Origin of the sequence: Adhaeribacter rhizoryzae (genome assembly GCF_008629685.1) — a bacterium.
Classification (GTDB): Bacteria; Bacteroidota; Bacteroidia; order Cytophagales; family Hymenobacteraceae; genus Adhaeribacter; species Adhaeribacter rhizoryzae.
Map to the genome: position 1 here is coordinate 101,575 of NZ_VWSF01000005.1, position 19,416 is coordinate 120,990.

At 44.2% G+C, this 19,416-nt stretch carries 13 protein-coding genes; 6 read left to right on the forward strand and 7 right to left on the reverse strand.

What is annotated here, in order from left to right; all coding sequences use genetic code 11:
- Positions 1-25: 25 nt before the first annotated feature.
- The 4 genes from F0145_RS09025 to F0145_RS09040 form a co-directional block, all read right to left on the reverse strand.
- Positions 26-3,301 (reverse strand): SusC/RagA family TonB-linked outer membrane protein, encoded by a 3,276-nt coding sequence (locus F0145_RS09025; protein ID WP_150088079.1) that lies wholly within the window; start codon positions 3,299-3,301, stop codon positions 26-28.
- Positions 3,302-4,171: 870 nt separating this feature from the next.
- Positions 4,172-5,734, reverse strand: a complete 1,563-nt coding sequence (locus F0145_RS09030; protein ID WP_150088081.1) for an aldehyde dehydrogenase (NADP(+)) — start codon at positions 5,732-5,734, stop codon at positions 4,172-4,174.
- Positions 5,735-5,872: 138 nt separating this feature from the next.
- On the reverse strand, positions 5,873-6,709 hold the full coding sequence (locus F0145_RS09035; protein WP_150088082.1) for a fumarylacetoacetate hydrolase family protein: 837 nt from the start codon (positions 6,707-6,709) through the stop codon (positions 5,873-5,875).
- 248 nt (positions 6,710-6,957) lie between these two features.
- Positions 6,958-8,682, reverse strand: coding sequence for an IlvD/Edd family dehydratase (locus F0145_RS09040; RefSeq protein ID WP_150088083.1), 1,725 nt, complete (start codon positions 8,680-8,682; stop codon positions 6,958-6,960).
- Positions 8,683-9,087: 405 nt separating this feature from the next.
- On the opposite strand from F0145_RS09040, the gene F0145_RS09045 reads away from it, so the two are divergent.
- The 4 genes from F0145_RS09045 to F0145_RS09060 all read left to right on the forward strand — a co-directional run bounded on the left by F0145_RS09045 (position 9,088) and on the right by F0145_RS09060 (position 13,610).
- Positions 9,088-10,782 carry a M28 family metallopeptidase gene (locus tag F0145_RS09045; RefSeq protein WP_223815911.1) on the forward strand — a complete coding sequence of 565 codons (1,695 nt, stop codon included), beginning with the start codon at positions 9,088-9,090 and terminating at the stop codon, positions 10,780-10,782.
- 540 nt (positions 10,783-11,322) lie between these two features.
- Positions 11,323-11,907 carry a hypothetical protein gene (locus F0145_RS09050; RefSeq protein ID WP_150088084.1) on the forward strand — a complete coding sequence of 195 codons (585 nt, stop codon included), beginning with the start codon at positions 11,323-11,325 and terminating at the stop codon, positions 11,905-11,907.
- A 181-nt stretch (positions 11,908-12,088) separates the two neighbouring features.
- Positions 12,089-12,922, forward strand: coding sequence for a hypothetical protein (locus tag F0145_RS09055; protein ID WP_150088085.1), 834 nt, complete (start codon positions 12,089-12,091; stop codon positions 12,920-12,922).
- Positions 12,923-13,139: 217 nt separating this feature from the next.
- Positions 13,140-13,610, forward strand: coding sequence for a DUF1905 domain-containing protein (locus tag F0145_RS09060; protein ID WP_190277510.1), 471 nt, complete (start codon positions 13,140-13,142; stop codon positions 13,608-13,610).
- Positions 13,611-13,727: 117 nt separating this feature from the next.
- Here F0145_RS09060 and F0145_RS09065 read toward each other — a convergent pair whose 3' ends face one another.
- The 3 genes from F0145_RS09065 to F0145_RS09075 are packed head-to-tail and all read right to left on the reverse strand — an operon-like array spanning position 13,728 to position 16,441.
- Positions 13,728-14,321, reverse strand: a complete 594-nt coding sequence (locus tag F0145_RS09065; protein ID WP_150088087.1) for a LutC/YkgG family protein — start codon at positions 14,319-14,321, stop codon at positions 13,728-13,730.
- Complete coding sequence (locus F0145_RS09070; protein ID WP_150088088.1) at positions 14,314-15,708, reverse strand: lactate utilization protein B; 1,395 nt, start codon at positions 15,706-15,708, stop codon at positions 14,314-14,316. The genes F0145_RS09065 and F0145_RS09070 overlap by 8 nt, the downstream gene beginning before the upstream one ends.
- Positions 15,701-16,441: a (Fe-S)-binding protein gene (locus F0145_RS09075; RefSeq protein WP_150088089.1), complete on the reverse strand. Its 741-nt coding sequence runs from the start codon at positions 16,439-16,441 to the stop codon at positions 15,701-15,703. The genes F0145_RS09070 and F0145_RS09075 overlap by 8 nt, the downstream gene beginning before the upstream one ends.
- Before the next feature lie 380 nt (positions 16,442-16,821).
- Between F0145_RS09075 and F0145_RS09080 the strand changes: the two genes are divergently transcribed.
- Positions 16,822-17,682: an AraC family transcriptional regulator gene (locus F0145_RS09080; RefSeq protein WP_150088090.1), complete on the forward strand. Its 861-nt coding sequence runs from the start codon at positions 16,822-16,824 to the stop codon at positions 17,680-17,682.
- A 621-nt stretch (positions 17,683-18,303) separates the two neighbouring features.
- Complete coding sequence (locus tag F0145_RS09085; protein WP_150088091.1) at positions 18,304-19,320, forward strand: GntR family transcriptional regulator; 1,017 nt, start codon at positions 18,304-18,306, stop codon at positions 19,318-19,320.
- The last annotated feature ends 96 nt before the right edge of the window (positions 19,321-19,416 follow it).

Below are 19,416 nucleotides of genomic sequence, written 5' to 3' on the forward strand. Positions count from 1 at the left end.
TTGTAACGCTAATTAATTGCAAATACTATAAAGTCAGGTTAAGGCCCAGGGTGTACGTTCTGGGGGTGGGGCCGCTGTTTTCCGGATCCCAAAAGTTCCATTCCGGCGCGTAAAATCCAACGTTACGGGTAGAGAAATACACGCGCATGTTCTGAATACTGGCTCGCTGGATAAGAGTCTGGGGCAGGGTATAGGCCAGGGAAATATTATCTAACCGGATTAAGGATTTTTTCCGGAATACATCAAAGCTGGCGCCGCCGTTGCTGGAATAAAGCCGGGCGTAATCATTTTTGCGGTTTTCAGGTGTCCAGTAAGGTACTACGTAAGAGCTGGACCGATCTAGGAAGCCACTGTTGTTTTTAGCCTGATTAAAAGTATTCATGTGCCCCCAGTAGGAGTACATCATAAAAGAGAAGTTAATATTTTTAAAGAAGGTAAACTCATTGCGCAGCGTCCATCTGAACCGGGGGTTACGGAAGCCCAGGAATTCTTTATCAGCATCGGTAAATTTGTAGTCGCCGTTTACGTCTTTAATTTTAAAGTCGCCGGGGAATACGCCGTACTTCGCCGCTTCTTCGGCTTCTTCTTCCTGCCATACGCCTAATATCCGCTGGCCCCAAATTTCGTCAATGGCATGGCCAATAAACCAACTGTTCGAAACATCGTCGCGTTCTTTCTGGCCAATTACATTGCCGTTGGCATCAGTAACATCAACCATATCGCCGTACAAATGCACAATTTTATTGCGGTTCAGCGAGAAATTAACCGAAGAGTTCCACGAGAAATTATCGCGATTAAAATTGCGGGAGTTCAGCGTTAATTCAATACCCTTGTTTTGTACCTCGCCTAAGTTGTCGTAAACCCAGTTAAACCCCAGAATATCGGGTAAGGTGCGTTCTACTAACAGGTTGGTGGTAGAAGTCTTGTAAGCCTCTATGCTGCCGTCTATTACGTTGTTAAACAAGCCAAAGTCTAAACCGGCGTTCACCGATTCGGTTCTTTCCCATTGCAGACCAGGGTTGGCCATGCGGTTTACGTATAATTGCGAAACCGGGTAAACTGTGCCATCGGGCCGTACTAATAAATATTTGCCACTGGTTAAATCCGAAATAGCCACGTAGCGGCCTATATCGCGGTTACCGTTTACGCCCCACGAAAGCCGCAGTTTACCGTAATTAAGCCAGCTTAGCGCCGGAGCCGATTTTAAAAAGTTTTCGTCGGTGAATATCCAGCCAAAGGCCGCCGATGGGAAAGTAGCCCGTGGGTTGGCCTGGCCAAAAGCCGAGTAGCCGTCGCGGCGGGTAGATAAGGTAAGCAGGTAACGTTGTTTAAACGAATAAAATACCCGCGCCATTAAAGCGTCGGCGGTGCTGTACTCATCGTTGCTGCTAATGGTTGGTTTAATACCGGCGCCAATATTATGGTAGCCCAACTGATCGCCAGGGTTAAAACCTTCGTTGTTCATACTGTTATCCCAACTCTGGAATTTTTCGGCATTGGCCAGTAAGGTTATATCAACATCGTGGGAGCCAAACTTTCTATTCCATTTTATCAGGTTATCTACTTGCCAGTTGTATACCTGGCTTTGCTGCCGGCTGGCCATACCACCCCGAAGTTTCCACTCCGGATGCTGTGCCGACTGGTGATTATAGTAACGGAACCACTCAAAACGCGGCGAGAAGTTTATTTGGTAAGTGGCCCCAAATGGTAAAGCTACTTTGCCGTAAATACTCGAAATAAGGGTGGTAAATTTACGCGTACGGTCGGTGTACGACATATCCAGAAACGGATGGCGGGAGCCGCCGCCGGGCTCATCTACCGGGCTTAACCGGTATTTGCCGTCGGCATCGTATTCAGAACCCCAAGGCGAATTATTTACAATTCTACCCCAGTCGGCGGTAACCTGACTTTCGTCGCGATCGGCAAACTGGGTGTTTAAACCCACCGTTAAAAATTTATTTACTTTTCCTTCCAGGTTAATGCGGCTCCGGATGGTTTCAAAACGGTCGCCTACCACAATACCTTCGTTATCCTGGTAGCCCAACGACATGTAATACGAAACCCCTTCTTTTTTACCCGATAGGCTTACATTATAATCCTGGCGCTTGCCGTTCTGAAATACCATGTCGTACCAGTTTACGGTTTTGCCGTCTTTGTAATTCTGAATTTCAATCGGGTTAAAGCCTAAGCGCTGCAGCCACACATCGTTCGGGTCGCCGGTGGCGCCGGCCAGCCAGGTAGCTAAGGAAATATCCGAAGGCAGGGAGTTAGGGTTGGCATAATGATACGGGGCTGCTTTAACGTCGCGGCTGTTCTGCACATCTTCGCGCCACGAAATAAAGCCATTCGGGTCGTAAACCTTTTCGTTTGCGCTCATAGTGGCAGTACCCACGCTGGCATCAAAATTAACGACGGGCTTGCCTTCTTTGCCTTTTTTGGTGGTAATTAATACTACCCCCGACGCTGACTTTGCCCCGTATACGGCGGCCGAGCTGGCATCTTTTAACACATCTATGGTTTCAATGTCGTTGGGGTTAATATCCGATAAAGCACCGTAATAAATAATACCATCGAGTACAATTAAAGGGCTGGAACCCGCATTAAGCGAGTTTTGGCCCCTAACCTGTAAGCTGCCACCGCCTTTAGCCGATGCATCTAACCCAACGTTTAAGCCCGCAATATTTCCCCGCAGCACATCCTGTACCGAGTTGGGGTTTTCATTTTCGAGTTGCGTGGCTTTTACCTGCGATACCGCACCGGTTAAATCGCGTTTGGTTTGGGTACCATAACCAATCACCACCACTTCTTCCAAAGCCTTTGCATCATCTTTCAAAGATACGTTTACGGTTGTGCGGCCATTAAGCGGTACTTCCTGGGTTACAAAGCCAATGTAGGAGAAAACCAGCGTGCCCTGGCTGCTGGCATCCGGCACGTTAAGCGAATATTTTCCCTCAACATCTGTAGTGGCACCAATGGTGGTACCTTTTAGAACTACTGTTACGCCGGGCAAACCTTCGCCGGTAGGGGAGGTAACTTTACCCGTAACCGTAAGCTGCACTTGCTTGGTGCTTTTGCCAACCGCCGTATTTTTTTCGTTGGCTGAATTATTAATAAAATACGGGTAATTTTTTAAGTTTTCACCTTGAACATCGCCCGGAGCATAGGGCGACCTGTTAAGGTAGTGCAGTTTGTTGTAAAGATCAGCAGTATGATCTTTGGCGTAAGCAGCCGGCTTAAAGACCAGGGTACTTAAACCCAAAGGCCCTATCAGCCAGGCAATTTTTAGAAATTGTCTTTTCATGAAGTTAACATATTTAGTGGTTGGATAAGCTTGGTAGATTAAAGGTCAGGAAGGTAAAAATGAGATTATTCTAAGTGTAAATTTTGCTCATAATTCTATGTAAGGTGCTTTAATTATTTAAAAAGATTAAGTTATATTTTAGATTAAATAAATTTAAAATTTATTAGAAAAAATAATAAATAAGTTATATATGATGTACACAAAATTGCTTATTAAAACCAGTGTTAACGCGCTAAAAGCATTTGTTTACACGTGCTCTAATAGTAATAAATTAAATAAGTATAAATCAGGTGAGATTTGTATTATTTATCATCTATACGATTTGTGCTAATTTAAAATTATTGTTTCTTCAATTTTAAAGATTAATATAAGAAAAAACAATTATTTTTTGTAACTTTAATTATATTTCAATAATTGCTATTAGGCTTTGAAAATATTATAGCTGTAAGTTATTATTCTTAAACATTGTTTATTTGTACTGGCGTTGAGGAGCATAGTTGTATAGAAACATATCAAGATTATGCTTATTCCGGATGTAGCCGGGGAGAGAACTTGCCAGAGATTAATCTAAGAAAATCAATTACTTCTGACCCTTCCTGAACTTAGGCAAGGAACTAAGATGCCTTTTCCCAAATAATTAATTCCGATAGGTTGTGGTACTATCTATAATAGCTTTAATTAATATTTTAGAGGAACAAGCGATAACTTAAGCAATAGCAGCAGTTAAAAGGAAACCTGTTTTCTGGATTTCGAAAATAAGTTACCCCTACTTTAATTATTAGAGCAAAAAAAATGGGTAGCAACACGCCGGCTACTACCCATTCAAAATACATTAAATTACATGTTAAATATTAGTGCATCCTTCCTGCATCAGCTAACCGGTTTTTGTGAAAAAGCTCCGTTTACTTTTCGCCAGATGTTTAAAGGGTTAGCATTTTGCAGCGCGGCGGGTAATAGGTTTTCCGGAAAATCCTGGTAGCAAACCGGCCGCACATAGCGGTTAATGGCTGCGGTTCCTACTGAGGTGCTACGGGCATCGGTAGTAGCAGGGTAAGGACCGCCGTGTACCATGGCGTGGCCAACTTCCACACCGGTTGGGTAGCCATTTAAAAGTAAGCGGCCCACTTTGCGTTCCAGCACACTAATTAACTCCCGATATTCTTCTAAATCGTTGGGTGTGCCATGAATAGTGGCTGTTAAATGGCCGTGCAGGTTACGCGCAATTTCCAGGAGTTGTTCTTTGGTATCGGCGGTAATTACCACCGACGACGGACCAAAAACCTCTTCGGCTAATTCGGGGTTGGCCACAAAAGTAGCGGCATCGGTTTTTAAGAGATGGGCCGAACCGGCGCAACTATCCTCAGTAGCTGGGCCGCGGGCGATTACCTGCACATTGCTTACACTGCTTAATTTTTGCACGCCCTGGTCGTAAGCATTTTTAATAGTTGGCGTTAACATGGTGCCCGGCTGTACCGCCGTTAATATTTCGCCGGCTTTTGTTACAAAGGTGTTTGTGTCGTCGGAAGCAAGCGAAATAACCAAACCCGGATTGGTACAAAACTGCCCCACGCCCATGGTAATAGAATTAACTAAACCTTGAGCCAGCGCTTCTTTACGTTCTTGCAGGGCACCGGGTAAAACAAATACCGGGTTGGTGCTGCCCATTTCGGCGTACACCGGAATAGGCTCCGGCCTCCGTACGGCTGCATCGTAAATTGCTTTGCCGCCCCGGAAAGAACCCGTAAAACCAATGGCCTTAATTAATGGGTGCTGCACCAGCGTTATGCCTACTTCTACCGATGGACCTTGTATTACAGAAAATACCCCGGTCGGCATATTGGTAGCGGCCACTGCCCGCAAAATGGCTTCGGCAACCAACTGCGAAGTGGCCGGATGCGCCGGATGCGCTTTCGCAACCACCGGGCAACCGGCTGCCAGCGCCGAGGCCGTATCGCCGCCGGCTACCGAAAATGCCAACGGAAAATTACTGGCCCCAAAAACACCTATTGGCCCCAGCGGAATTTGCATACTACGTGTATCGGGTCTGGGCAATGGCTGCCGGTCGGGTTGGGCAGTTTCTATAATAGCTTGTACCCAGGAGCCTTCCCGTAACAACTCGGCAAATAATTTTAACTGGTTTACCGTCCGGCCCCGTTCACCGGTCAGGCGGGCTTCGGGTAAGCCAGTTTCTTCTGCACAGGTTTTAATTAATGTTTCGCCAATACCCATAATTTCTTCCCCTATTTTTTCCAGGAAAGCAGCTCTTTCCTGCGGCGTTTTAGCGCGGTAAGCATCAAACGCTGCTTCGGCCTGTTCCACCGCATTATTTATTTCCTCGGTAGTAGATTCGGTAAACTCCTGCGTTAAGGTTTGGCCGGTTCTGGGGTTAATGCCGAAAAAGGTTTTGGGTTTAATATTTTGGGTTACAGTCATAAATTTAAGCTTAAGTATAATACTTCGGTTTGAAGTAATATTTCAAAATAATATTAAAAGCCGGGGCTTTCTTCTGGCATCCTTAGCCCCCGGTTGCGTTTTGCTAAACTTGAGCTATTAGAAGAATAATATTCAGTATTAAGCAACTTTATTTATCAGGGTGCCAATCTCATCAATGGAAATCCGGATTTCGTCGCCGCTGGCTAAGGTAAACTTGGAAGGCGGAATAATGCCGGTGCCAGTCATCAGGAAACAGCCGTACGGGAAAGAACACTCGCGGTATAAATATTCTACCAGTTCGTCGTGGGAGCGCTTTATCTGGTCTATCCGGATGCTGTCGGTAAAAACGGTTGTGTCTTTCCGGATTATTTCCAGGGTAATGTTAGTATCCGGCGAAATACGGGTAGAAGGCACGTAAATGCAAGGGCCCAGCGCCGCGCTGCGGTCGTAGGTTTTGGCCTGCGGCAAATAAAGCGGGTTCTCGCCTTCGATGCTGCGCGAACTCATGTCGTTGCCAATGGTATAGCCACTGATGGCGCCTCTGGAATTTATAAACAAGGTTAGTTCCGGCTCCGGCACATTCCAGGTAGAATCTTTGCGGATGTTTACCAAATCGCCGGAACCAACGGTACGGGCAGCGGTAGCTTTAAAAAATAATTCGGGCCGCTCGGCATCATAAACTTTATCGTAAAAATCGCCGCCGCCACTATCTTTCGATTCTTCCATGCGGGCATCGCGGCTGCGGTAATACGTAACCCCCGAAGCCCATACTTCCTGTCTTAAAATAGGAGGCAATATTTCTTCGCGCAATAATTTTTCGGCATTGGTAATAGGTTTGTTGCCGTTTATTTCGGATTGAAGTTCTTTGTACAAATTTTCCTGGTTCAGCAACCGGTCCCAATCTACCTCCAGGGTTAAATAATAATTGTTTTCGTGCTCCAGCAGGATACCACTTTTTAAACGATATAATTTCATAGTTTAAGGCTTCTTGGGGTTATTAATTGTTAAAATTCTAGCTGCTATTATAAGTACCGGATGTGACCTAATAACTGGTTAATATTTTTTCGATACCTGGTTTTTACTCATGTCATTCAGGAGGAAATTATGTAGCAGACAGCCAAAAAGTTTCTTTCTGAATGACAGGAGTGAATTACTTAAATTTAATTTCATTATAATTTAATTACTAAAACTAGTTCCGAGATAAAGGGAACAATAGTTTCATATTAATGTGAATCGCGGGGCACGGCCGAACCGGAGTTGCCAACCAGGTAATCCATATCGGCACCCTGGTGGGCTTGTTGTACGTGGCGGCAATATAAACCAACGTAACCACGGTCGGTATGCGGCAGCGGCGCTACCCACAAATCGCGGCGAGCCGCTAATTCGTCGTCCGGAATATCGAGGTGTAAACGGCGGTTAGCCACATCTACTTCTATAAAATCGCCGTTTTGCACCAAGGCCAACGTTCCACCAATCGCCGACTCCGGCGAAACGTGCAGGAATACGGTACCAAAAGCCGTACCGCTCATGCGACCATCCGAAATCCGGATCATATCTGTAACGCCTTTAGCCAATAATTTCTTCGGCAGGGCCATATTACCTACTTCGGGCATACCCGGATAACCCCGCGGACCAACGCCTTTTAACACCATGATGCAGGTTTCGTCAATATCTAAATCCGGATCGTCGATGCGGGCGTGGTAATCTTCGATGCTTTCGAAAACAACGGCGCGGCCCCGGTGCTGCATAAGCGCGGGTGTAGCGGCCGATGGTTTAATGACGGCCCCATTCGAGCATAAATTACCTTTTACCACGGCGGTGCCGCCGTGTTCCAGAATTGGTTTTTCAATTGGGAATATTACCTCGCGGTTGTAGCAAACGGCATCTTCAATATTTTGGCGGTGCGTTAAGCCATTAATGGTTTTAACATCCAGGTGCAAACGCTCGCCTAGTTCTTTCATAACCACGGGTACGCCACCGGCATAGTAAAAGTCTTCCATCAAAAATTTACCTGAGGGCATCAGGTTTACCAAAAACGGAATGTGGCTGCCAATGCGGTCAAAATCTTCGAGTTCCAGTTCTATGCCCACGCGGCCCGCAATGGCCAGTAGGTGAATGATAAAATTAGTAGAACCACCCACGGCGGCATTTACCATAATGGCATTTTCGAAAGCCTCGCGGGTTAATATTTGAGATGGCCGTAAATCTTCCCGTACCATTTCCACGATGCGCATACCGGCCATGTGGGCCAATATTTTACGACGGGCATCTACGGCCGGAATAGCGGCGCCGCCCGGCAACGTCATACCCAGCGCTTCTACCATACAAGCCATGGTAGAGGCCGTGCCCATGGTCATACAGTGGCCACTGCTCCTGGACATACAGTTTTCGGCTAACATAAAATCTTTCAGGGTAATTTTACCGGTACGCAAATCATCGCTGAATTTCCAAACATCGGTACCCGAACCAATATCGCGGCCCTGGTATTTCCCGTTCAGCATTGGCCCACCCGAAACTACCAGCGTCGGAATATCTACACTTACGGCACCCATTAAGGTAGAGGGGGTGGTCTTGTCACAGCCGGCGAGTAATATTACGCCATCCAGCGGGTTGGCCCGGAGCGATTCTTCTACATCCATACTGGCCAGGTTGCGGTACAGCATGGCGGTGGGGCGCATTAATGTTTCGCCGAGTGAGGTTACTGGGAATTCTAATGGGAAACCACCAGCTTCGAATACACCGCGCTTTACACGTTCGGCAATTTCGCGGAAGTGGGCGTTGCAAGGGGTAAGCTCCGACCAGGTGTTACAAATACCGATTACCGGGCGTCCGTCAAATTCGTGGTCGGGCAAGCCCTGGTTTTTCATCCAGCTACGGTAAATAAAACCCATTTTGTCGCGTTTGCCAAACCACTCGGTGCTGCGGAGTTTTTTTTCAGAATTTTCCATCAAAAGAACTTTTTAAGCCGGCCGAAGCCTTTATATAGTTGAAAAATAAATATTGTAATTAAGAATTAACCTGTGCTGCCAGCCAGAAAAGGTAAAATAATGCGTTAGGGCCGGTGGCAGCGCCGTTAGTAAGTTTGCCGGACTAACCGGCCGCGGTAATTTAGTAAATAATAAATAAGGTTAAACAGGAAAATACACGATTGTTTGTTTTACCAAGCTTGGTGGTTTTGTAAGAACAGCTTAATTTGATTATGGAAAGCCGGTGTTTTAAACTTATTTTGTAAAATTTTGTAGGAGTAAAAAGGCTAAGCCGGTAACTCTTGATGTTTAAATAAATAATAGATGCAATTATTTTCAGAACTTTCGCTTAAACCAGCTAATAAGGGGCTATTTACAAAGACCCAATTGTTACCAATAATATTTCTGATTAGTTTACTCGTGCCTTTTAGCAGCCGGGCCCAATACCAGAAGCAACTAAAAGCCAAAGAAGTAAAGCAAGTCGTAAACAACGTAAATCCGGAAGCCATTAAAGCCCACATGACTTTTTTGTCGGATGATTTATTAGCTGGCCGCCGGCCTGGTAAACCTGGTTTTGGTATTGCGGCAAGCTATATGGCTACTCAATTTGCCAGCCTTGGATTACAACCCGGCGGCGATAAAAATACCTATTTGCAGGCCGTACCTTTGCGCTCCGGTGTAGTAACCGAAGCCCAGAGCGCTTTTAAAGTAACCCGGAACGGGCAGGAGCAAATTTTAACCTTTGCTACGGATTTTGTTTTGCAGCCGAATATGGGCCTGCCGCAAAGCCAGGTAAGTGCGCCGGTGGTATTTGTAGGTTACGGGGTTTCGGCTCCTGAATTAAACTACGATGATTACGCCAACCAGGACGTGCGCGGTAAAATTGTTATGTTTATCTCCGGCGCACCGGCCAAATTTCCGAACAACGAAAAAGCTTATTTCTCCTCGGCCGCAACTAAAAACAGTATAGCCGCGCAAAAAGGAGCCGTAGGCGTAATTACCGTAATAGCCGCCGGCGAAAACAACGCCACCTGGAATGCTTATGCCAAACGCGTACGCGCAGGCAGCACCTGGTGGGCCGGCCCCAATGGCACCCCTAATACGTATTTGCCCGCGTTAAAAGGATTAGCGGCGGTAGCCCAAGGCGTAGGCGATAGCTTTTTTACTGGTTCCGGCACTAATTTATTGCAGGCGGCAGCTGCTTTAAGAGATGGTAAGCCGGCTTCCCGTACGCTGCCGGTTACAGTTAGCTTAACCACTACCACCAAATATTCCAATATTCCGAGTTACAATGTAGTAGGTATTTTGCCCGGCAGCGACCCAGTTCTGAAAAACGAATACGTGGTTTACGCCGCCCACCTCGACCATTTAGGGCTATCGGCACCGGTAAACGGCGACTCCATTAACAACGGCGCCCACGACAATGCTTCGGGTTCGGCATTTTTAATTGAAACGGCCCGCGCTTTTAAGAGCTTGTCCAAAGCACCTAAGCGATCGGTAATATTTTTGTCGTGCACCGGCGAAGAGTTGGGTTTGCAAGGCTCCGATTATTTTGCCAGTAACCCTACCGTACCCAATGGTAGTTTGGTGGCTAATCTGGCCATTGATATGCCGTTTTTCTTTTACCCGCTCCGCGATATTATTCCGCACGGCATTCAGCACTCCAGCTTACGCGGCCCCGTAGAAGCCACTGCCCAATATTTAGACCTGAAAATTACCCCGGACCCAGCCCCCGAAGAAGTGGTATTTACCCGCAGCGACCATTACAGCTTTATAAAAAAAGGTATTCCGGCCCTGTTTATTAAAGGCGGCATTATTACCGGCGACCCAAACAAAGATGGCGCAAAAATTATTGCGGAGTGGCGCAAAACCATTTACCACAAACCCCAAGACGACATGAACCAGCCATTTGATTTTAATGCCGCGGCCATGCACGTAAAAACCAACTTCCTGATTGGCTATCTCACCGCCAACGACACCAAACGGCCCACCTGGAACAAAGGCGATTTCTTCGGTGGCAAATTTGGTTCTCAAAATGCAACAGCTCACGACGAAAGTAAAAACGAAGATAAAGCAGAATAAAGAAGATAAAGCAGAATAAAGAAGATAAAGCAGAATAAAGAAGGTAAAGCAGAATAGAACAAAGAAGCCGGCCATTGATTTAGCCGGCTTTTTTGTTCTATCAGTTTTTAATGTTTTGTAACCAGTACCCACCACTTCTGAACCAACCACTAATTTGTTTTACCAGATCTAAAAGGTTAAAGCATTGGTGATGGTTAATACCCGGGTTTTTACGCGGGTAAATTTAAATTTATAAATATTAATGAACCTGCTTTATCAAGGAGTTATGGCGGTGTGTTACTGGGGAAACTAAAAAAAGTAAATTCATAATAAAGTACAGCCACTATTTTGATATAAATGAAGAACTAATTCTATTAATATTAGAATTTTATTATATTGCTCCTGATACTAAAAGACTAGCTTTGGCTTCTGAAAATTTTAAAAATCATATAAAAACAGGATAGCCAGTCATCCACACATAGTGCAGATAACCGGAATAACTCCGTTTATACTTTAGTTATGTGCAGGCAGCAGAAACAATCCTTGATAAAATAAAAGAACATGAATTTTGATTTTGCAGAGCAAATAAATCCCTACCTAGAGAAACACGATCACCCAACAGCAATAAGTATAGCAGAAGAAGCACTGCAAAATATCCCGACTACAAAATTCCACTCAATTCTTGGTAAGTCTCTTATGCACCACGCAGTTGGCCTGGCAAATTGGATAGGTAACTTCCACGAATCGGTTTCTGAAGGATTGGAAGTAAAGGCTCTCTATTTTGAAATGAACGAATTCGATATCAACACTGACATGTGGTACATAGACGGATTCGCGTTTAGCGAGGATGGTGGGCTTGATCCAGAGGATATGGATTGGCTTTCCGAGGTAAGCCTTGAAACAATAACCACGGAAGAATATGTAATAGGCGGGTATGAAATCCTACAGGATGCATTTGAGAACATAGAGCCCGACACAGACGAATTACAGGACGCGAGAGACTGGTGCGAGCAAATCGTCATCGCAAGGTTCATGGAGTTGATGCGAGCTGCTCATCTTGAGGCAAAGAGCCAAAAAATGAATTGGGCAAACTTGCCTTTGTATTATACAGAACACTCTTACGACTTCATCGTCAAATCCGTGTGATGAAAAAATGCTTGCACATAACAAAACCTAAATGGTAGCTAGGTTTTATTAAATTGGGAAAGAATAGATTGCTACAACCGTTCCAGTTGTGGGCAGGGAAATTTAATTTAAGTCCCCACCCGTCATTTAGGTAACACGTTAGCGGTCATTGTAGAGTGACCCCGTAAAAAAGACAAAATTTATGAACAAAACAGTAACTGTTGACGAAGCAATTTCAAAAGGTCATAGAATGGTTAACTATCCTGTAATGGTAATTATGTTCGGGATTATTGGACTTACACTTTATTTGGGCGTACAAAAACTTATTCCAACTTGGTGTTTTCCGGTTGGGTTTGTTCTTGCATTTATACTTGCTTGGCTTTGGTGGAGTTTTATGATAACAAAGTGGCGACTTTGGGCTTTCGATAATGTTCGAAATGTTCACGAACTTAAAAAACGAGCAATTCAAGAAAAACTAGTTTGGGCAGACAATAGCATTTTTGAAAAAACCGAAATTCGCACTGCAACTGACAAAGAAAAATTAAGTTTGCTTCAAAATAAATTCAGGCAGGACGACTTATTTCAAGACGACTTAAGAGTGACTAATGAAACTGTAATTTACTATTCAAAAGGTAAAAATTTTGTAGAAATGGCAGCCATGTTAGGCTGTTTAGGCGTTGGTATTTATCTACTTCTAGAAACAGACAGTTATATTCTGGGTTCTATACTTTCAATTGTTGGTGCATATTTTGGTTTCAAAGAGTATAAAGAAGCAACAAATACTGAACCTCAAATTATATTAAACGACAAAGGGATTAAAACTATCTCGACAGACTTTTACGATTGGAATGACATTGAAAACGAAGAAGTAATTAACGAAGGTTCAGGAAAACATACTCATTATTATTTAACCTACGACCATCCAGACGGAGCAGAACATTTGCAAATTGATGACTACGATACAGACCAAAGAAGTTTAAACAAATTACTGATTCTATATCGTGGACGAAGTAAGAAAAAAACAGCGCGCCGCTAACATCGGTTTGGTAATGTGACGGAAGAAGTGCTTCTATGAAACATTTGTACAAGGTTCAGCATTAGAAATTCTATTGAATTTTGAGCTAAAAATCCGCCACATCGCTAAGCCGGAAACCGTTAGCTTTTGTATAAAGATACAAATCATAAATTAATTAACTTTACAATACCTGCTGACTTTAGACTTTCTTGACTAATCCCCAGAAAACAAAATTGAAATGAAAAAACCTTTAGTCCAGAATGAATATTTGCTGCAGAAGTTTCCGGGAAAAGGTGGTTGGACGTATGCCGAAATTCCGGATGTGCTGCCAACTAAGAAAACTAACTTTGGTTGGATAAAGGTTAAGGGCAAAATCGACGATTATGAATTTAGCGGCCTGAAACTAGCGCCTATGGGTCTTGGTCGGGTGTTTTTGCCGGTAAAAGCCGAAATTCGGAAAAAAATTACAAAACAGGCCGGCGATACCGTTCAGATTTTGTTATACCCGGATGAATCTGTTTTAGAAATTCCGAAGGAAATAATAGATTGCTTAAACACTGAGTCGGAAGCTTACGAAAAATTTATCAGCCTGCCGGAAGGCTGGCAAAAAGAGTTTCTGGACTGGATTTATGCAGCTAAAACAGAAGACACCAAAGCCGAGCGAATTAATATTACCATCGACAAAGTTTTGAGCGGCCAAAGATTATAAGGTTTTAATTTCTGCCAGAGGCCGGACAGGACTATCACGGGCGAGGCGCCCGCGATAGAAACAGCCAAAATTATATTAGTCTTAAGGTTTGTAGATAAATACCTAAAGGCAGGTAAATTATTCATTCTCCAAAATGAACACGTGGGCTCTTTTGGGCCCGTGGGCGCCAATTACCAACGACTGTTCAATATCGGCGGTGCGGCTTGGGCCGGCAATAAACACCCCGTAATCCGGAAAAGATTTAGGCAGTATTGCGTAAGCTTCGTGCATGGTGCCTACTATTTTGCTTTGGGGCAATACCAGAACCAGGTGCTCACAAATAAAAGGCAATACACGCGTTGGAATATTTTCGACCGAAACCCAAATGGCTCCGTTCTCGGCTACGCCTAACGAACCAGTTACGACGGCTACTTCCAGGTTGGCTAAAATGTGCCCCTGCGCAATGGCATCGGTGGGTGCCAGGCCGTAACCTACAGCCGGAATTGTGTTCATTACCCGTTCGGGCTGGTCGAAAAGAACTTGCAGTTCTTGCCCGATAGTGGTAAAATCCGGTACTATTGAAACTACACCGCCAGCGCTGGTAAAGCTTTTTACAAAAGCCGGTAGTCGTTCGGGTTCGGTAACGGTAGCAAACGTAATATTTTGGGGTAAAGGTATTGCTACCGGTTTGTTCTGGCGGACCTGATTTAATATTTTTTCGCGGCTAGTCATGTTGTTTTTTGTTTTTAAGGTACCAATCCCGGAAACTTTCTTTCGGCGGTGCGGGCATGTCGCGTTGTTTGGCCCAAGGGTTCATGGCTTTGTTGTTGGCCAAGCCAGGTAGCAGGCGCATCATGGTGCGGCCCGATTTGCCGGCTATGCGGTAAAGTGTTGGGTTGGCGAGTAAAGAACCCATGGCTTTCATGCTTTGCTTTTTGGTGGCAGGCACATAACCTTCTTCGCCCAATACCTGCCGCCATTTGTACAACTGGTTATGAATATCTATTTTAACCGGACATACATTGGTGCAGGAGCCGCAAAGAGTAGAGGCAAAAGGTAAATCGGCGTTTTTACGCATATCCATATTAGGGGCCAGAATAGCACCAATCGGTCCCGAAATAGCATAATGGTAGCTGTGCCCGCCGCTCCGGCGATAAACCGGACAAGTATTGATACAGGCTCCGCAGCGAATACATTTAAGCGAATTATAGAAATCTTTGCGGCCCAACTGCACGCTACGGCCATTATCTACCAGCACCAGGTGCATTTCCTGACCTTTGGCCGGCCGGTGAAAATGGCTGGAGTAAGTAGTAATTGGCTGACCGGTAGCACTGCGAGCTAATAAGCGTAAAAACACGCCCAGGTTTTCGGCTTTGGGTATTATTTTTTCGATGCCCATGCAGGCAATATGTACTTTGGCTAAATGCGCACCCATATCGGCGTTGCCTTCGTTGGTGCATACCACAAAACCGCCGGTTTCAGCAATGGCAAAATTTACCCCGGTTATAGCTAAATCAGAGGTCAGGAATTTTTCGCGTAAATGCTGTCGGGCCGCTTCGGTGAGGTAAGCGGGGTCGCTGGCACCTTTTTCGGTACCCAAATGGATATGAAATAATTCGCCAACTTCTTCTTTGCGCTTGTGAATGCAAGGCAGCACAATGTGACTGGGCGGTTCTTTGGCCAGTTGTACCACGCGCTCGCCTAAATCCGTATCAATTACATCAATGCCGTTCTCCAGTAAATAATCATTCAGGTGGCATTCTTCCGTCAGCATCGATTTGCTTTTTACCAGCTTCTGAATGCCGTGCTGCTGAATAATATTCAGTACAATCTGGTTGTGTTCGGCGGCATCGGCAGCCCAGTGTACCTTAATACCGTTTTGCAGGGCGTTCTGCTCAAACTGTTCCAGGTAATTATCCAGGTTGCCCAACACGTTTTGTTTTATTTGCGAAGCCGTTTCGCGGAGCAGTTCCCAGTCGGGTATTTGCTTGGTAGCTACGTCGCGTTTTTCCCGGATAAACCACAAAGCTTTGTCGTGCCAGTTGGCGCGTTCTTCGTCTTGCAAAAATACCTCAGCAGCGGTAGCGTGGTCCGTAGGTATGATGTGTTCGTTATGCATAACTTCCGTTTAATATTTCGGCAATATGAACTACTTTAACCGGGCTTTTCTGGCGTCTTAAAATGCCTTCCAGGTGCATTAAACACGACATATCGCCGCCGGTAATATATTCTGCCTGGTGCTGCAAATGGTCCTGCACCCGGTCTTTCCCCATCTTCACCGAAACGGCTTCTTCCGACACGCAAAACGTACCGCCAAAACCGCAGCACTCATCTTTCCGGTTCAGCGGAATCAGTTCCAAATCTTTAACCATATTCAGCAGATAACCGGGTTTCGAAAAGTCTTCGGCTACTAACTCCGACATCTGGCTTAGGTGCAAACCGCGCTGCCCGTGGCAACTAATATGAAAACCAACTTTATGCGGGAAGCGGGCATCCAAATCCTTTATTTGCAGAATATCGGTTAAAAACTCGCACAACTCATAAATGCGGCTTTGAATGTGTTTGGCTTCGGCCGGATTTTTATCGTCGTGTAAATGTTCTTTTACGTGCAGTACGCAACTTCCGGAAGGCGACACAATGTAATCGTACTGGGCAAAGTTTTTCGTAAACAACGCATCACAACCTTTCGCGTATTTTTCGAAGCCCGAATTTGCCATAGGTTGCCCGCAGCAGGTTTGGTTAAGCGGGTAATCTACATCCAGGCCGAGTTTTTCGAGTAGTTGCAAAGTGGCAATAGCTACCTGGGGGTAAAACTGGTCCACATAACACGGAATAAATAATCCGACTTTCATAGATTTTTAATTAATACGGTGGTGGAATACTTAGCCATTTGAAATCTTTGGTATCGAACGACATACCTAAAAAGCTACGGTTTTCGCAGCAACATAAACTTAATTAATCTTGGTACCTGACCCCACAGTTGTCATTCAGGAGGAAACTATTTTGTTACCTACTAAATAGGTTCCTCCTGAATAACAATGGTGAAGTGCTTTATCCTTTTTATCTTCTCCATTTCTAATCCTTCTGAAATATTCAAGACAATTTACAATAGGCTAATATTTACAAATAAATACATTTGCTACTAAAGTAAAATGTTAAATATTGGCCAGGTTTGATACTATTTTAACCTTATTAAATTAAATTGGCCTTTTAACTTGGTAGAATATAGGTAATGAAGCCACATTTACTGAAAGTAGAGGTAGTGCCGGAGCAGTCGTTTGCCGTACGGCAACAGGTAAATCCGTTGTTTTACAACCAGTGGCATTACCACGAAGAACTCGAACTTACTTATGTGCAGGAAGGCTCCGGCATCCGGTTTGTGGGTGATAGTATTCAGAATTTTCAGGCCGGCGATTTAATTTTACTCGGGTCTAATTTGCCGCATTTCTGGCGGGGCGAAAACCAAACGGCGGCTAATGAGTCTACGGAGTGCCAGGCCATGGTGGTACAATTTACAGCTAACTTTTGGGGCGATACCTTCCTGGATTTGCCCGAACTAAGTATTATAAAAGAGTTATTCCGGAAAGCCCGGCGCGGCATTCATATAAAAGGTGAAACCCGCCAAAGGGTTGCAGAACAAATGCAGGCCATGGTTGGCGCAAAAGGCTTAGACCGCCTAACGGCGCTGCTGCACATTTTGCAATTAATTGCCCTGTCGTCCGAAACTACTTTTCTTTCCAGCGATGGCTTTAATATTCCGCTAAACGATCAGGACACCCGCCGGATTGCCAAAATACACGCTTTTACCCTGGCTAACTTTAGTCAAAAAATTAAATTGGAAGAAGTGGCCGCCACGGTGCACCTAAGTCCCAATGCTTTTTGTCGTTATTTTAAAACCCACACCCGCAAAACCTACTCCCAGTTTTTGTTAGAAATCCGGATTGGCCACGCCTGCAAATTACTAATGGAAGACCGGTTAAGCATTGGCCAGATTTGCCTTGAAAGCGGCTTTGCTAATTTTTCGAACTTTAACCGCTACTTTAAAGCCATTACCAACTTAACGCCGCAGGCTTATGCCCGCATGTACCGGTAGCCGCCTTAATGCCATATTTATAATCGGCAACAGGGCTAAACTATTTGGTTTAACAGAAACCGGAATAATTAATCTTAATTAGGACTTTCGCAAGATTATTTATAGTCCACCTGCGGAGGGAGCAAGGGGGATGGTTTACAGTGAAGTTGTTTAGCATTTTTAAGTTGGATGAACCTTTGCCCTTGCTGTGTGTTTTCACCAGCAAGTAGTTTGGCAGAAGTTTTAGAATTGGCGGTGATAACACCACCAATGGCACCAGAATCTGTTTGAAACGGAAATGCTAAACAACTTCAGTGTTAAAAACTAATTTGCGCAAGTCCTGCTAATAATTATTTCGGAGGTTCAGGATAAAATTCAACCTGCTTTTTTACCGGTTTTAATAATTTATTCCTCTTTAAACTGACGAGAACTTTCTTGTAAATAGTCTAACAATATTCTGTTTTGTTAGAATTACTTATAATAAAGTGGCTATAAGGTTTTAAAATTTAAATATTTATAGCGCAATTTTAGCTCGCATTTTTCAAATTTCAGCATCATATTTATTTATAAAGTTAGAATTTATCAAAAAATAGCTTATTTTAGATTGCAATAAGCGTTGGCAAACCCCCAATTAAATTATTTATGGAACTTCTGGATCGTATAGATGAATCGTCTACCATACCTAAATATTTACAGGTTGTAAACGCCATTATTTCGGACATAGAAGAAGGCATTTTAAAACACGGGCAGCGCATTCCTTCCATCAACGAAACCAGCGAAATGTATTATTTATCGCGCGACACGGTTGAGAAGGCTTATAAAGAACTGCGCGAACGCGGAATTATTAATTCGGTTAGGGGTAAGGGCAATTATATTTGTCAGAAGTTTTCGGTAAATAAAACCCGGGTGCTTTTGCTTTTTAACAAGTTAAGCACTTACAAAAAAAACATGTATTATTCGCTGCTGCGCACCCTCGGCGAAGATGCCATAGTAGATTTGCACGTGCACCACAACGATGGTAAAGTTTGCGAAGCTTTGATTCAGGAAAACCTGGGCAAGTATAACTATTACGTTATTATGCCGCATTTCTACGAGCACGCCGATACCATTATGCAAACCATTAGCAAGATACCGTCTAATAAATTGCTTTTGCTCGATAAAAACCTGGATAGGTATGCCGGTGAGTGTGCGGCCATTTACCAGGACTTTGAACGGGATATAAATAATGCTTTACATTCGGGCATTGATTTATTATACAAATACGAAAAACTGGTAATGGTTTACCCCAAAGATATTCCGTATCCCATTGAAATTGTAAAAGGATTTCAGCGGTTTTGCCAGGAAACTTCTTTTGCTTGCAGCGTAGTAGATGGCATTGATGAAGAAGCCATTACCGAAAAAACGGCCTTTATTGTGCTGGAAGAATCGGATCTGGTAGATTTAATAAAATACGCGCGGGTTAATAATCTGGAACTTGGCCAGGACTTGGGCATTATTTCGTACAACGATACCCCTTTAAAAGAAATATTAGCCAACGGCATTACCGTTATTTCCACCGACCACGAGAAAATGGGTGAAACGGCCGCTTACATGATTATTAATAAAAGAAAAGGAAAAATTCGCAACCCATTTACCCTTATCCGCCGCAATTCGCTTTAGTTTATTTTATAGAGCGAATATTTATTTTAAAATCACCAGCCCTGCCGTACCTCTACAGCGGGGCTTTTGTTTTCTGTTGATTAAAGCGGCTATCTC